13 protein-coding genes and 1 pseudogene are annotated in these 15,606 nt (G+C 42.1%); 6 read left to right on the top strand and 8 right to left on the bottom strand.

Annotation, left to right across the window (positions count from 1 at the left end; all coding sequences use genetic code 11):
- Positions 1–11 precede the first annotated feature (11 nt).
- Together ACZ5A8_RS06435 and ACZ5A8_RS06430 are read left to right on the top strand one after the other, a co-directional pair.
- Positions 12–146, top strand: a complete 135-nt coding sequence (locus ACZ5A8_RS06435) for a hypothetical protein (RefSeq protein ID WP_255680417.1) — start codon at positions 12–14, stop codon at positions 144–146.
- Between the two features lie 1,242 nt (positions 147–1,388).
- Positions 1,389–1,802, top strand: a complete 414-nt coding sequence (locus ACZ5A8_RS06430; RefSeq protein WP_464532886.1) for a secondary thiamine-phosphate synthase enzyme YjbQ — start codon at positions 1,389–1,391, stop codon at positions 1,800–1,802.
- Positions 1,803–2,354: 552 nt separating this feature from the next.
- On the opposite strand, the gene purF is transcribed toward ACZ5A8_RS06430, so the two are convergent.
- The 3 genes from purF to ACZ5A8_RS06415 all read right to left on the bottom strand — a co-directional run bounded on the left by purF (position 2,355) and on the right by ACZ5A8_RS06415 (position 4,393).
- Positions 2,355–3,812, bottom strand: coding sequence for an amidophosphoribosyltransferase (purF, locus tag ACZ5A8_RS06425; protein WP_464532884.1), 1,458 nt, complete (start codon positions 3,810–3,812; stop codon positions 2,355–2,357).
- A 49-nt stretch (positions 3,813–3,861) separates the two neighbouring features.
- A complete protein-coding gene (locus ACZ5A8_RS06420) occupies positions 3,862–4,032 on the bottom strand; it encodes a 50S ribosomal protein L37e (RefSeq protein WP_229390947.1) in 171 nt (56 codons plus the stop codon).
- Positions 4,033–4,174: 142 nt separating this feature from the next.
- Positions 4,175–4,393, bottom strand: coding sequence for an LSm family protein (locus tag ACZ5A8_RS06415; protein ID WP_048121098.1), 219 nt, complete (start codon positions 4,391–4,393; stop codon positions 4,175–4,177).
- A gap of 578 nt (positions 4,394–4,971) precedes the next feature.
- Between ACZ5A8_RS06415 and thiD the strand changes: the two genes are divergently transcribed.
- Entirely contained in the window at positions 4,972–6,318 is a 1,347-nt protein-coding gene (gene thiD / locus ACZ5A8_RS06410) for a bifunctional hydroxymethylpyrimidine kinase/phosphomethylpyrimidine kinase (protein ID WP_464532882.1), read from the top strand.
- Between the two features lie 402 nt (positions 6,319–6,720).
- Complete coding sequence (locus ACZ5A8_RS06405) at positions 6,721–8,019, top strand: TrpB-like pyridoxal phosphate-dependent enzyme (protein ID WP_464534040.1); 1,299 nt, start codon at positions 6,721–6,723, stop codon at positions 8,017–8,019.
- 233 nt (positions 8,020–8,252) lie between these two features.
- Here the strand turns inward: ACZ5A8_RS06405 and ACZ5A8_RS06400 are convergent, their stop codons facing one another.
- The gene (locus tag ACZ5A8_RS06400) at positions 8,253–8,660 is read right to left on the bottom strand and encodes a DUF1699 family protein (protein ID WP_464532881.1); all 408 of its coding nucleotides are present in this window, start codon (positions 8,658–8,660) and stop codon (positions 8,253–8,255) included.
- A gap of 484 nt (positions 8,661–9,144) precedes the next feature.
- Here ACZ5A8_RS06400 and ACZ5A8_RS06395 point away from each other — a divergent pair.
- A pseudogene (locus tag ACZ5A8_RS06395) lies at positions 9,145–10,302 on the top strand (IS630 family transposase).
- A 251-nt stretch (positions 10,303–10,553) separates the two neighbouring features.
- Here ACZ5A8_RS06395 and ACZ5A8_RS06390 read toward each other — a convergent pair.
- The 3 genes from ACZ5A8_RS06390 to ACZ5A8_RS06380 form a co-directional block, all read right to left on the bottom strand.
- Entirely contained in the window at positions 10,554–10,967 is a 414-nt protein-coding gene (locus ACZ5A8_RS06390) for a DUF1699 family protein (RefSeq protein WP_229391593.1), read from the bottom strand.
- A 100-nt stretch (positions 10,968–11,067) separates the two neighbouring features.
- Positions 11,068–12,369, bottom strand: a complete 1,302-nt coding sequence (hisD, locus tag ACZ5A8_RS06385) for a histidinol dehydrogenase (RefSeq protein WP_464532879.1) — start codon at positions 12,367–12,369, stop codon at positions 11,068–11,070.
- A gap of 388 nt (positions 12,370–12,757) precedes the next feature.
- Entirely contained in the window at positions 12,758–12,889 is a 132-nt protein-coding gene (locus tag ACZ5A8_RS06380; RefSeq protein ID WP_464532877.1) for a hypothetical protein, read from the bottom strand.
- A gap of 38 nt (positions 12,890–12,927) precedes the next feature.
- Here ACZ5A8_RS06380 and ACZ5A8_RS06375 point away from each other — a divergent pair, with 38 nt between their 5' ends.
- Complete coding sequence (locus ACZ5A8_RS06375) at positions 12,928–13,203, top strand: hypothetical protein (RefSeq protein WP_464532875.1); 276 nt, start codon at positions 12,928–12,930, stop codon at positions 13,201–13,203.
- Here ACZ5A8_RS06375 and ACZ5A8_RS06370 read toward each other — a convergent pair.
- Positions 13,190–15,382: an ATP-dependent DNA helicase gene (locus tag ACZ5A8_RS06370; RefSeq protein ID WP_464532873.1), complete on the bottom strand. Its 2,193-nt coding sequence runs from the start codon at positions 15,380–15,382 to the stop codon at positions 13,190–13,192. The two genes, ACZ5A8_RS06375 and ACZ5A8_RS06370, sit on opposite strands and share 14 nt — an antisense overlap.
- Between the last annotated feature and the right edge of the window lie 224 nt (positions 15,383–15,606).

The raw sequence follows: 15,606 nt of genomic DNA, 5'->3' as shown, positions 1-15,606 counted from the left end.
GGTGAGCCAGAATGAAAGAAACAGTTACTCAGAAGCCTCTTGAACCAGTTTTGCACGGGTTCTTGCTCAGAGACCGTAAGTTTGTCCCGTCCTCGAAGACAAAAATCCTTAATCTCTTCGGGCTTATTTCCACACAGAAAAAATAAGACCAAAAAATGTCCTTGAAGTACAGGAGGGGTTAACCCTCTGTGACAGAGGCTAAAATTAAAAAGTTATTCGGAAGGCGGGTACCTTTACACACAAAAAAGAAATTAAAGCTAAAATTTCCTCCACCGAAAAACGCCTATTTACCTGAACCAATTAGCAGAACAAAAGCCTGTAACCAAAAATTGCCCGGATTCAACCCCTGCAGAGTCAACCCCTGACAATAGAAAAGAGTATTATTTCCTGAAAAATCTCCCAACAAATATCCCTGAAAAAATATTCCTTAAAAAGAGCCTGAAGAAATCTCTTAAAAAACAACACTTCCAAAGAGCAATAAAAAAGAAAAACAATAAGAGCAGGAGATAAAAAACGTATTCAGGAATATTTCAAATAAACAAGTCTTCCCAAAAACGTCTTCAAGTCTGTCTTCAAAAAACGTATTTAAGAACAACATCCAACAGGTAATGAAGCCGGAACAATTTGAAGAAAATAAAATCAAGACACCAACAGCTCCATCCCTGGAGTAATCAAAAAATGTAAAAACGGCGGTATGAAAATACAAATCTCCCCAAAAAACGAACAACAATCGGGGAAGGGAAAAAGGAGAGAACCGGATATAACTTCCAGTTCTTTCCAAAAAATAAATTATTCTCGATATTTCTCCCGTTCTGCTTTCAATCACTTTTTAAGATATTGTCCTAATTTGCCTTATTTCTATATGACTGATAATTAAGGCTAGTGTCATGGCAATTTAATTCTTGCACATAGTCTTTGGCAGCACCCCATCAGCACATAAGGATTCGGATCTTGACAGGTGATCAATAACTAAACGTTCTTGGCACTAGGTCCCTTTTGCTTCACTCAAGAAGACTGAATTACTGATACTAACCCGTAAAACCTTATTTCACTATACCAACCGTTCTTGTCACACTCGACAAAGGAGAGCGGCCCTGAGACGAAAGAGCAAAAAATAGGCAAATAAGAATTTACTTTTTACTCATCCTTTTTACTACTTTTTAAGCATCTTCTACCCAAGTTTTCGTCTTTCCATTTATTTTTTCCTTCAATTTCTTTCCCGTTTTGGGAATTTATGTGGTGGACAGGCTTCAAACTTAACGGGATATGAGTAAAGATAGATAAAATAAGACCATACAGATAAAGAGGTCTGAGGCAAAAATACTATTTGTCAAGAAGGTTTTCAGACAAAAAATACAGCAGACTATATAAATTTAAGAGGGAAAGATTTGGAACTTAGCATCGAGACCTCCAGGCGCATAGAGCTGATAGACATTACTTCAGAGGTAGAGGAAGAGGTCAGAATAAGCGGAATACAGGAAGGCGTATGCATTATCAGTACCAGGCATACGACTGCGGGCATTATAATTAATGAGAATGAAAGCGGGCTCAGGGAAGATATTCTTAACTTACTGGACAGGCTCGTTCCTCCTGGTGCCGGATACAGACATGACAGAATAGACAATAATGCTGACGCCCATCTGAAAGCCGTATTGCTTGGAGCAAGTGAAGCCCTCCCAGTCATACAGGGAAAACTTGAACTGGGTACCTGGCAGAGCATCTTTTTTGCCGAGATGGACGGCCCGAGGCACAGGACAATAAATATAACGATATTAAACCGGAGTTTATACTTTATAGTATAAAGCCACATCAAGCGACATGATCTACTTAGGGTCTAACAAAAAATTAATTATGTTGGGTAACAATTCCAAGCATTTTAATATAAAACCGACAAATATAGAACCAATTAAATAAATCGGTGTGGCACAAAAATAGTTAATTTCCCACTATATGGGGTCTAACACAGGATCTCTGTAACAAGACGCCCTATTATGGTTTCTTTAGTATAATATGGTGAAAATCATATAAGTATCAATCGGTGAGCTAGTTCAATATGTGGTGACGCCAAAATTGAACGAAACGAGTTTGGAACTTAATTAATTTCTTGTTAGACCTACATAATATCCATAGCTGTACCACGATTTTTATGAGATCTTATAAACTCCGGTTAAAGATAGAATAAGAGCATGAAAATTCAGAAGAGCATGAAAATTCGGAAGAATTAAAACACAGAACGGAACCAAAAAATCATGCAAGGTAGCCAGAAAGAAACACCAGAAGAGACTAATAAAAATTAAAAAAACACAAAAAATATTAGAAAGAAATGTAAAGAAGAAAGTAAAAGAAGAAAGTCCTTAAAGGCTGTCTGAAGAGACTGCCTGAGAGGAGCTTCCAGTCTTACTGAAATCGTCCAGACGGGTCTGTTTTTTTCTGCATTTCTCACCAGGGATTTCTACAGGATACTCGCCTGTAAGGCAGCCAACACACATATCGTTCTTATCACACTCAAGAGCTCTCATGAGACCTTCAATGCTGAGGTACCCGAGAGAGTCAGCGCTGATCAGCCCTTCAACCTCTTTTATAGTCTTGTATGAGGCGATGAGTTCCTGCCTGGTTGCCATGTCAATCCCGAGATAGCAGGGGGCAATAATTGCCGGACTTCCGACCCTTGCGTGGACTTCTGAAGCGCCTGCCTTCCTGACCATATCGATGATACGCCTGGAGGTCGTGCCGCGGACAATACTGTCGTCTACCAGAACTACGCGCTTGCCTTTGACATTATCCTGAATAGCGTTCATCTTGAGCCGGACTGCAGTTTCACGCAGGTCCTGTCCCGGAAGAATAAATGTGCGCCCTATGTAACGGTTCTTCATAAGACCTTCCAGGTACATGATCCCGGATTCCCTTGCATAGCCGATTGCAGACGTAATCCCCGAGTCAGGGACAGGAGAAATGATATCCGCTTCGACGTCATGCTCGCGGGCAAGCTCCCTTCCGATTCTTTCCCGGACCTTGTAGACCAGTTTACCATCTATGACGGAATCTGGCCTTGCAAAGTAAATAAACTCGAAAACACAATGTGCCGGATGGAGTTCGTTTGTAAGCTGGTGGCTCTCGAAACCTGAACCTGTAAAGATTATAACCTCGCCTGGCCTGACATCTCTAATAAGGGTGCCGTTTAGGGTGTCGATTGCCACGCTCTCAGAAAAGACTCCGTATCCACCGTCAACTTCTCCAAAACAGAGGGGCTTGAAGCCGAAGGGGTCCCTGACAGCGTAGACAGTGCCGTTAATAAAGATGACCAGGGAATAAGAGCCAACAAGCTTGCGCATTACAGTCCTGATAGACTCGATGGGATTGTGCTTTATCAGTTCTTTTACAAGCAGGTGACCGATGACCTCGGTGTCGGAATCGCTGATAAAAATCCGGCCTTCATTTTCCAGCTCATCCTTAAGTTCTCTGGCATTTACCAGGTTTCCGTTATGGGCAATGGCAACTGTTCCATCCTTGAAATTCAGGATAAAAGGCTGACAGTTTTCAATCTTTGACCCGCCAGTCGTGGAGTAGCGGACATGCCCGACTCCTGCATTCCCTATAAGACGCCCAAGAGAATCCTTGTTGTACACATCAGGCACAAGCCCCATGCCCTTGATGGAGAGCGGAGAAGTGCCATCATGAACCATTATACCCGTAGATTCCTGTCCTCTATGCTGGAGTGCATAAAGGGCGTAGTAGAGCTTGAATGCAACAGCATTTGACTGAGGCCTGTCGCCAGGGAGGATTATGCCTGCAACCCCGCATTCTTCTTTCAATCTTGACCTCCGGAGCAGGTAAAAAATAGAAAAAATTGAGAAGGCAGGTTTAGTACTTGCACTTTGCCTGCCACTTGTAAGTTCTCATACGGGATGTTTTTCCAAAGCCGCATGAAGTACACTCTTTTGTATGTATGTTTAACGAAACGCTGCCGCAGCGCCTGCATTTGGCGTGGGTGCGCTTCTGCCTTTTTCCCATTGATGCCGTACCTTTACTCATTCCTAAATCTCCTTATAAAATCAACTTATTAGTGTGTAATATTCGATAATTCGAAGCGATTTTGTTATTCTGAATTGATCTCAGCCATACAGATTCTGCTGTACCGAGGTTTAACGATAATAGATGAAGTGCTTGATATAGATTACGGAGATACGTATACCACGTTGTCACCGCGGATAACGACGCTGCTGAATTTACTTACGATTTCTCCTTCTCTTAATTCTTCAGCATTGTCAAGCACGAGGTTCATGTGAATATCGTATCCTTTCAGCTCGCCCCGAAACTCACGTGCGCCTTTCAATCGAACTATTACGGGTGTGTCCAGTGCGTTGTTCAAAATATCCAGAGGTCGGTTTGCCATCCTTACAATCCCCTTAAAACATTATAAATCAAGTCATTATCTATATCAATATAAATAGTTAATCCAGACTTAAACTGATCGCCGCGCTTAAGTATTTGATTATTTGCATCAAAGTCGTAAATACAATATATAAATGTATCGAAGAAATTCACCCTATTCAATTGCTAATTTATAAATGAACTCAAAATATAAGAAAAATACCCTATTTTTGAGGGAAAAATACAATATTACTAAAACACTTTCACACAACGCTCTAAGAAATGCTTCCAGAAGTTTCCAGTAAATAGCATTTCTAAAAAATAGTAATTCATAACATTGAAAAACCTTATGCAACCCCGTTTTATATAAGCCAGTTCTTCAAAAATCAGTTTATTCAGAAACCAGTTTATTCAGAAACCAGTATTCAGAAACCAGATGTCCGGGAGTCTCTGCAGTATTTACAGATAATACAGATCATTCATGGAATTAAAATAAAAATTCCTTTGCCCGGCCCGAGAGGCAGAGAGCAGACATTTAAAAAAGTCAGTATATGCCGGTATATTACATATAAAGAAATGAGTATCAAAAAGAGGAATACAATGACAGGAAAGCCCCAAGTGCCAAAAACCCATATTGTGATGACTATTGCAGGTTCGGACTCAGGAGGAGGAGCCGGAATTGCTGCTGACCTGAAGACCTTTGCCGCGTTTGGAGTCCACGGGACCTGTGCCATTACTTCCGTAACTGCCCAGAACACTACAGGAGTTGTTAAGGCATTTGACCTTACCCCTGAAGCTGTTGGAAGCCAGATCGAAGCTGTCTGTAAGGATATGGATATAAAGTGGGCAAAAACCGGAATGCTTTCCTCTTCGGAAATAATTAAAGAGGTCTCAAAGCAGGTAAAAAAACACAGGCTTTCCCTTGTACTTGACCCTGTAATGGCTGCTGAAGCCGGGGGAGACCTACTTCGAAAGGAAGCCCTTTCAGCCCTTATCGAAGAGCTGCTGCCTCTCTGTAAGGTTACAACTCCGAACGCCTCTGAGGCAGGCGCACTTGCGGGAGTTTCTGTCAAAACTCATGAGGATGCGAGACTTGCGGCAAGAAAGATTGCAGACCTTGGAGTTGAAGCCGTGATTGTTACAGGAGGGCATATTGACGCAACTGACCTTCTATACGAATCCGTCTCCGGTGACTTTACCCGCGTCCCGGGTGTTTTTGTCAAAGGAGGGACCCATGGTTCGGGCTGCACCTATTCTGCATCAATGACTGCCTGCCTTGCCTGTGGAGACAGCCTGCAAGCCGCTGCCAGAAAGGCAAAGGAGTTCGTGGAGCAGGCAATCCGGAGGAACGTACCTGTGGGAAGAGGAGTGGGTCCTGTAAACCCGCTCGGAAAGACCCTTGAAGAAAGAGAGCGCTACCTTGTCTTGAAGGATGTAAAAGAAGCCGTTTTGATCCTGGAAGATAGTCCTGAGTTTGCAAAGTTCATTCCTGAGGTTGGCTGTAACATAGGGATGGCAATTCCGGGTGCCAGAAATTATGAGGACATTGCGGCTGTTGAAAGCAGGATAGTAAAATTCAGGGAAAGGGCACGTCCCGTAGGCTGCGTTAACTTTGGAGCCAGCAGGCACGTGGCAGGGATAACACTGGCAGCTCTTCGCGAGAAACCAGACATTAGAGCAGCTATGAACATAAAATGTTCAAAAGAAATCCTTGATGCCTGCAGAGAGATGGGACTTGGCATATCCTCTTTTGACAGGGCTAAAGAGCCTGAAGATGTCAATATTGCTGACTGGGGCATTTCTGAGGCTATTAGGGAATATGGAGGAGTGCCTGAAGTAATTTATGATGAAGGAGGAGTTGGAAAAGAACCTGTGACCAGGCTCCTCGGTACATGTGCTTCAGAGCTTGCAAAACTTGCAGTGAGACTTGCCAGAGAGATGGAATAATACCCGGTAGAAAAACTGGCGTAGATATTCTTTTTATTCAATTTCTTTATTCAATTATTCTCGTCTTTCTTTTTTTATTATTTCTTTTTTTCATTATTTCTTTTTTTCATTATTTCTTTTTTTCATTATTTCTTTTTTTCATTATTTCTTTTTTTCATTATTTCTTTTTTTCATTATTTCTTTTTTTCATTATTTCTTTTTTATTCCCTCTTTTCTGTTTTCATTCACTTATTTCTATATTATTCCCCTTTCTGTTTTCATTCCTATAATTCTCGGCTTTAACAACTGTCCTAATTTCCGAAAAGTATAATGGTGGGGCTTGTAAGCCAGACATGCAAAACAGATAACACTTAAATACATCAAAGTTCGATTTTGTACAGAAATGACCTGAAGGAGATTTTCATGGAGCAGACAAAGATTATCCTTGACGAAAATGAGATGCCGAAGAGATGGTACAATGTCCTTTCCGACCTTCCCACTCCAATTGACCCGCCTCTGGACCCCAGAACCTGGCAGCCTATAAGCCCGGAAGCTCTTGAGCCCATTTTCCCAAAGGCACTGATCAGACAGGAAATGAGCAGCGATCGGTATATCGATATTCCCGAGGAAGTGCTTGATGTTTATAGGCTCTGGAGGCCAAGCCCTCTATTCAGAGCTCATCAGCTGGAAAAAGTCCTCAAGACTCCTGCAAAGATCTATTATAAGTACGAAGGGGTTAGTCCTGCAGGCAGCCATAAAACAAATACCTCTATTGCCCAGGCTTATTATAATATGAAAGAGGGCACAGAGAGGCTCACAACCGAGACAGGAGCGGGGCAGTGGGGAAGTGCACTTTCTCTTGCCTGTAACTACTTCGACCTTGAGTGCAAAGTCTATATGGTCCGTTCCAGTTACTACCAGAAACCTTACAGAAAATCCCTTATGACCCTCTGGGGAGGAAATGTCGTGCCTTCTCCAAGCCCGGATACGGAGTTCGGAAGAAAGATCCTTCAAGAACAGCCTGATACTCCCGGAAGCCTCGGGATCGCAATCAGTGAGGCTGTAGAGGATGCCGTAGCCCATGAGAGCACAAAGTATGCCCTTGGAAGTGTGCTTAACCACGTTGTGCTCCACCAGACCGTAATAGGGACTGAGTGCAAAAAGCAGCTTGAGCAGGTAGAAGAATATCCTGATGTGGTTATCGGGTGCTGCGGCGGCGGGAGCAACCTCGGGGGAATTGGGCTTGAGTTTATAAAAGACAGGCTTGAGGGAAAAAACAACGCAAGAGTGGTAGCAGTCGAACCCTCGTCCTGCCCTTCCCTGACAAAAGGAGAGTATAGGTATGACTTCGGAGATACTGCCGAGATGACCCCGCTCCTTAAAATGTACACCCTCGGGCACAAGCACACACCACCTGCCATCCATGCAGGAGGGCTACGCTACCACGGCGACTCTCCGATTATAAGCAAGCTATGTGCAGAAGGGCTTATAGAAGCTGTTTCATATGACCAGTACAATGTTTTTGATGCAGCCGTACAGTTTGCCAGGACAGAAGGAATAGTGCCTGCACCTGAATCTGCCCACGCTATCCGCTGTGCAATCGACGAAGCCATTGCAGCCAAACAGACAGGGGAAGAAAAGACTATTCTCTTCAACCTGAGCGGGCACGGGCACTTTGACATGGTCTCTTATGACAAATATTTCAGCGGAGAACTTGTCTAACCCACAATGACAATAAGAAATCCAGTCTAGGAAACGTACAAAATAAGTATAGGCCGACAGGTCAAGCATGCAGACCAGGCTTTACAGGCTAAGCATACAGGCTACGTTCAAAGGCTAAAAAATATAAATTAAAGAGAGAATAGAATAGGATAAGGGTGCTTTTCAGGCACCCTTTATATCTAAGTAATTTTTTCCGTATTTTTTCTGTATTTCTTTTCCGGATTTTTTCTCCATTATTCAAACTGCTTCCTGTTCAGGATGTAAAGGATCATCGTCGGGTTGAGCTTACTTTCTTTCGCCATTTTTTCTGCAATTTTTTCGCCTGGAATTCCTTCTGTTTTCATGTTCCTTATTTTAGTCATTACTGAGGGAGGAACGGTATAATACTCGTTTATATCTTTTCTATGGCCCCATACATCTCCTTCAATCAGCTGGATTTTTTGCATCTCTAAAAACATCTCCATAGACTTTGAAATAGTCCTTTGATATGATTTCGGAAGCTGGACTATTTCGAGCTTAGGACAGGTTTCAACAAGCAGAAAAATATCTTTATTCGAAGGCCTGAACGCAAGGTGAATTACCTTTTCATTCGGGTTTAAAGAGAGAATTTCATCTCTGGAACTGACAACTCTTATTTTCATACCATTCCCCAGACCCTAGTTAAGTTCAAGTTAATAAAGTTCATTATACTGCAATATTTAAATATTTTTCTATGTTTCTCCAGGAGTTTTGTTCAGTTGAGTCAAAGAGATTTGAAAAAAAGATATATAGAAAAGTAGAATTAAAAGTCCATAAATGAATAAACAAATTTCACACCGTCAGACTTAAAATCATTTTTCATATTGTTTTTATAAATATAAAAAGTAAGTTATGTGTAAATTCATGCGTTTCCTTAGAGATTGACCATTAGAACATCAGAGGTAAATTATTGGAAAAAGCGTAGAAATTAGAGAAAAGTTTACAATCATCAGGAAAAACATAGAAATTAGAGAAACTAGAGAACTAGAGAAACTAGAGAAACTAGAGAACTAGAGAACTAGAGAAACTAGAGAACTAGAGAAACTAGTGCTTCGATTCTGAATTATATGCATAAATCATTATATTAGTAAGACTATAAATGTACTTATGCCTCGCATAAGTCTTCGTCCCAAATTATCATTTACTCAACAAGAGTTAGACTATCTGACCAAGTTAAGTCGTTCCAGAAATCAAACTGCAAGCATTGTTGAAAGATCCAGGATTGTACTTTTAAGCTATCAGGGAAAAAACGATACTGAGATCTCCAGAGAGTTAAAAGTAGATTACAAAACTGTAAGACTATGGATAAAAAGAGTTTTGGATCTTGGAGTTAAAGAAGGCTTGGTAGACAAATCAAGAAGTGGAAGACCTCAAGATATTAATGCTGAATCACGAGCTTGGGTGGTCTCACTTGCTTGTATGAAACCAAAAGATCTTGGTTATCCTCATGAAATATGGACTCAGAGGCTCCTTGTTGAATATATCAGGGAGAATTGTATCAAAGAGAAACATCCTGATTTATCTTCGATAAATCAGGGAACAATTTCAAAGATTCTCAATGCAAGCAAAATAAAACCACATAAGATTAGCTATTACATTGCTAAAGTTGATCCCGATTTTGATCAAAAAGCAGCCAATGTCCTGGATACATATAGAGAGTCTAAAAGACTAAGTGAAAAAAAAGAAAAACGAAGAAATTAAAACAGTGATTATTTCTTACGATGAAAAACCAGGTATTCAGGCAATTGGAAATGTTTATCCAGATCTTATGCCAGTAGAAGGGCATTATTCTACAATAGCAAGAGATTATGAGTATAAAAGACATGGGACTCTTTCAATATTAGCTGGAATTGACTTGATATCTGGGATAATTTATTATAAAGTATTTGAGCAGCATAGAAGCGCTGCGAATTCGTTGAATATCTCAAAGGACTTGAGTCAACATACTTAGAAGAAAAAATCATAATTATACTGGATAATCTAAAAGTTCATACATCAGAAGAAACTCGGGAATACCTGGCAACGGTTCCTGATAAATTTGAATTTGTTTTCACACCCAAACATGCCTCGTGGCTGAATATCATCGAAAGTTTTTTCAGTAAAATGGTAAGGAGCGTGTTGAGAGGAATAAGAGTAGACTCAATGAATGAATTAAAAGAAAGAATTAGTCAATATATAAACCAGATTAACGAAAAACAAGTTATATTTACGTGGAGATATAAAATGGAAGAAATGGATGAAATGCCTGGTGGAATCACAGTCTAAAATGGCGTTAATTAGGAATCGATGCACTAGAGAACTAGAGAAACTAGAGAACTAGAGAAAAATTTATCAAGGATGGAATTCCCAGACCGTAAACCCATCCAGAAAGTAAGGTCTAAAATATATAAAAAACTTTTTAAGACCTAGTCTTAAAAAGTTGACTGCCCTTTTCAGTAAGACATCTTTTACGGGTACAGAACAAAAACCTATTTGCCCCGAAAAGTTGTGGTTGAAAGGGCAGGTAAGTCCATGCTTCAGGACAATTCCATACTTCTTTTACTGAGTATGTAAAGAATCATGTCAGAATTCAATTTACTTTCTCTTGAAAGCTTTTCTGCAATCACCTCATTGGAGAACCGGTCAGCTTTTAATTCCTGAATTTTCTCCAGGACATTCTGAGAGACATTGTAGTATTCGTTTATGTCCTTCCGGTGACCCCATACATCCCCTTCAAGGAGATTTATCTTCTGCATTTCCAGGAACATCTCTATTGACTTTGAAACAGTCCTTCTGTAAGATTTAGGAAGCTGTATAGCTTCTATTTTAGGACATGTTTCAGCAAGCATGAATACATCCCTGTTAGACGGCCTGAAAGCAAGGTGGATAACCTTCTCATTCGGGTTCAGGGTAGGAATCTCCTCCCGTGAACTAACTACTCTGATTTTCATATTAATCCCCACTCCTTATTAGAATCAAATTTTTATTTATTTAAAAATCAAATTTTGTTTACGCACTTACATTTTATATACATATCGATTAGCAGAAATATTATTTAGAGGGTTTGTACCCGAAACGAGTTCTAATAGCGTCAGCATGTGCCTGCAGACCTTCTTCCTCAGCTAATGAGATTACAGTTTCTTTCAGACTTTCAAGCCCACTCTTGCTGATTTTCTGGATACTCGAATACTTCAGGAAGTGATTTATATTCAGACCTGAATAAATCCTGGCATATCCCGCAGTGGGAAGCACATGATTGGTACCGGAGGCATAGTCTCCAACCGGAACAGGAGCATAGTTCCCTATAAAAATCGATCCGGCATTTTTAATTCTGTCAAGCACGAAATCTGAATCTTCCATCATAATTTCCAGGTGCTCAGGAGCGAATTTATTGCTGAAGTCAATACCCTGCTCAAGAGAGTCTGCAGTCAGGACTGCTGCATTTTCAAGAGAAGCTTTCACAATCTCACTTCTTGCAGTACTTTCAGCCTGAACAAGTACCTCCCGTTTAACAGTCTCTGCAAAAGTCTCTGAAGTTGTCACAAGCACCGAAACTGCACTCGGATCGTGTTCTGCCTGGGCTATGATATCTGAGGCAGCCATGACCGCATCTGCAGAATTATCTGCTAAAATAAGAACTTCACTCGGACCTGCTGGGAAATCAATCTCGGCAACATCCCTTACCTGCATTTTGGCAGATGTCACAAAAACATTTCCAGGACCTACAATTTTGTCCACCTTCGGGACAGTTTCGGTTCCGTACGCCATTGCTCCTATTGCCTGAACACCTCCAAGTTTGAAAACCTTCCCTGCACCTGCAACTTTCGCAGCAGCAAGCGTAAGAGGGTGTACGGAGCCGTCAGCTCTCGGAGGAGTGCATACGATAACCTGCTCGACTCCTGCAACCCTTGCAGGGATTACCGTCATCAGCACTGTTGAAGGATAGGAAGCCCTGCCTCCTGGAGCATAAGCACCTACACTTTCGAGCGGTGTTGCCTTCTGACCCAGGACAACTCCAGGCTGAAGTTCCATAAACCAGGTGGTTTCAGGCATCTGGGCTTTATGAAAAGCCATGATATTTGCAGCTGCAATTTTAAGGTGCCTTAGGAGTTCAGGACCGATCCCTGAAATGGCTTCTTTAAACTCTTCCTCACTTACCTCAAAATCGGCAAGCTCAACTTTATCAAACTTCTTTGTGTACTCTCTGAGTGCTGCATCTCCATTCATGCGCACATCAGAAAGTACGGAGGAAACGGTTTCTCCAACATCTGCAAGCCCGGACCCCCGGGAAATTAATTTCTGCATTTCAGCTTCCGAAACATCAGACAACTTTTTGAATAACATTGTGACCATCTCTGAAATTACCTGGTAAAACTGATATAAATTGATCTTGATAAGTTTGGAATAAGTCCTGTATAAGCCGGTATAATCCGATATAATTTGGTATAATTTGAGATAATATTGCTCTCATTAAATCCCTGATCTCATTTAATATTTTACCTTGGACTCCAGGACAGAAACGAACAGAAAAATAAGAAATGACCATAAATTTTTCTGACCCGTACAACCTTATTAGCTATTCCGTGTCGTTTTTGTCACGCTCGACGAAGGAGAGCGGCCTTTCCCACGATAAAAAAGAGAAAAAGAAAATAGGTGGATAGTAACCCACTTTTGCTTTTATTGCTCATTATGGCTCTTCCAAGCTTTTCGTTCTACTTTTTCTTCTTTTAGCTTTTATCCTTCAAGTTCTTTCTGCTTCTCTCTGCTTCTCTCTACTTCTCTCTACTTCTTCCTTTTTTTTAGAAGGGCCTCCAGACAAGCTGGAGGAGGCTCTTATTTTAGCTATGAATGAAAAACCGGTTTTCGGAGCCAAAGGAAAATATTACCTCAAACCAGAGCACTTTTCTTAATATGTTATCCTTCATAATTGCGGTACTGATTTACGGCTCTTTTTTTCCTGTCATACATGCCGGCCTGTGCCCTGTGCGGTGCAGGGAGAGAAAACCAAAAGATGCCTCTCTGTATTCCGGGATAGATAAAACAATTAATCCAGAACCGCAAAGAATTGAAAATAAAAAAGGAAAGATTAAAAGATCAATAATCTTAAGGGAGAGATCAATAATCTTAAGGGGAAGATCAATAATCATGAGAGAGTCAATGATCATGAGGGAGATCAATAATCACTGATTGTCCTCTGCCCTTCCAGAGAACTTTTTTCAAGGGGCTCAGTATCAAAGGCTTCAGGCACTGCAACTCTTTTTCCGATCTGCTTGAAGATCCTTTCAGCAATTTTGGGCCCTACAAGAGCAGCTATCTGTTCAGGGGAAGCCCCTGCAAGTTCTGCTGTGGATTTAAAGCCTGCCTCATAAAGCTTCCTTGCCCTTATACGCCCGATGCTCCTTATATCGAGTAAATCCATCAGTTCAGGACCTGCCCCGTAGTGGATCCGCTTTTCAAGTTCTGCAGCTTCTTTTGCCCCTTTCAGGTCAAGGAGTCTGGCAAGCTGGGTGGTCACATGCATGATCCACTCGGCAATGTCTGCAGTTGCATGGATATCCCCTTCCCCTGTACCGAATTTTAAGCAAAGCTCATTTTCAGGCTTCTCATGGATCCAGTCCATAAGCAGGAGAGAGGTTTTTACCTCGCTCAGGAACCACTCGTATTCGACAATATTGAAGGGGCTTGGGACCTTTGAGAACTCTCCTGCGTGCGCCATTACGTAATCATTGACTTCCTGGTAGTCCTGGCTCCGCATATACATAAGGCGCATATCAGGAGTGCTGCAGACCAGGTGCAGCAGGGTAAGTTCGGTTAGGGTTCCGGCTTCTCTTAAGCCCTTTGCAATAAGGGCTGCGGAGAGAGGGTCAATGTAAAGCCGTGAGACAAGTTTTCCGAAAACCGTAGAAATAAGGACATCATGATCCTTTTCAAGCATTCCTTCTTGCCTCAAGAAATTAAGGCATTCGTCAACGACTGTGGAGATCCCGAAATTTGAGTACTGGAACGCGAAAAAAGTAGCCTCCAGAAAATCCATAAGCTCTTCCTTTGTCCGGGCAAATCCGTTCGAGATCGTTGAAAGCACGTGCGTCCTGAGGGCATTTTCAGTCCCGAGCTTGGACCAGATATCTTCAGCTCCGGCTTCAATATATTTCTCAAATAGGAAAACCAATTCCTCGTAGGACTTTGCAAGCAGTACAGCTTCCCCGTAAGGGTCAAGCCTCGGCCTTCCGGCTCTTCCTGCCATCTGCTTATATTCGAGTACCGGAATTGGCTGCATGCCTGCTTCAGAAGAATATCGCCTATAACTCCTTATAACCACACGCCTGGCAGGCAGGTTCAGCCCTGCTGCAAGAGTTGGGGTACTTGAGATAAGCTTTATATGCCCCTCTCGAAAGCCGGATTCTACAAGTTCCCTTAAAGGCGAGGTAAGGCCTGCGTGGTGAAATGCAGTCCCTGAACGGACGCAGGTTGCAAGAACTGACGAGGTATCGGTATCACTGTCTTCCAGGATCTCGTCTGCAATGCCCGCAAGAGCTTCCCTGTCTTCTGCGGAAAGAGTCTTTTTTACTGCAGAAGCCGCTTTCTTTGCAAAACCCATACAGTTTTTCCTGCTGCTTTCAAAGACAAGGCACTGCCCACCTTCCTTTATGGTATCAAGGACAAGGTTTATGGCTTCGTCTTTTGTGGGCTGCTCAACAGGCTTTTCCTTATCTTTGCAGAAAAAAGTCCCGTTAAAAAGAACCCCTTCCATAAGTTCGGTGGGCCTCCATTCGCTTACAACAAGTTCGGCATCAAGCCAGGCTGCAAGCTCATCGGCATTCCCGACTGTTGCTGAAAGTGCGAGGATCTGGCAGGAAGGGTTCATTTTCCTGAGCTTTGCAAGGGTAATCTCAAGGGTTGGTCCCCGGTCCGCAGAATCTATAAGATGGACTTCGTCTGCCACAACAACAGAGATCTCCTGCATCCAGGAAGTCTCATTCCTGAGCAGGGAATCGGTTTTTTCCGACGTGGCTACAATGATATCATTTATCCCGAGCCCTTCGTCCCGCCGGTCATAGTCCCCTGTTGAGATCCCGACCCTTATGCCCAGTTCGGAAAACTCCTGAAACCGCCTGAACTTTTCGGAAGCCAGAGCTCTCAGGGGCACGATATAGAGTGCCTTTCCTCCTGCAAGCACGGACTTTAACATCGCAAGCTCTGCAAGCAGAGTCTTTCCCGAAGCAGTAGGGATTGCAGCAAGCAGGTTTTTTCCTTCGAGCAGGCCCTTTTCAACGGCCTCTGCCTGGGGGGGATAAAGTTCAAGAATCCCGGAGTTTTCATAAAAACGCTTTATTTCATCGGGCAGGTCGAGACTTTCTATCTTCATTGAAAACCAGAAACTCACACATAAGATAAAAAACTATTTTGAAACCGCGATACAACTGCTAAAAACTAATCCTGCAAAAAAGTTGAGGCTCTCTTTTAAGGAACCCCGGAGTTTTTCATAATTTCGATGGAAAATTTAGAAAAACTCAGGCTTTTGCAGGGTTAGTCATTTGCTTAATCAGTCATTTGCTTAATCAGTCATTTGCTTAATCAGTCATTTGCTTA

This window comes from Methanosarcina subterranea, from assembly GCF_055385895.1.
Note: the sequence above shows the minus strand (reverse complement) of the source record. Positions and strands in the feature narration are given on the sequence as shown.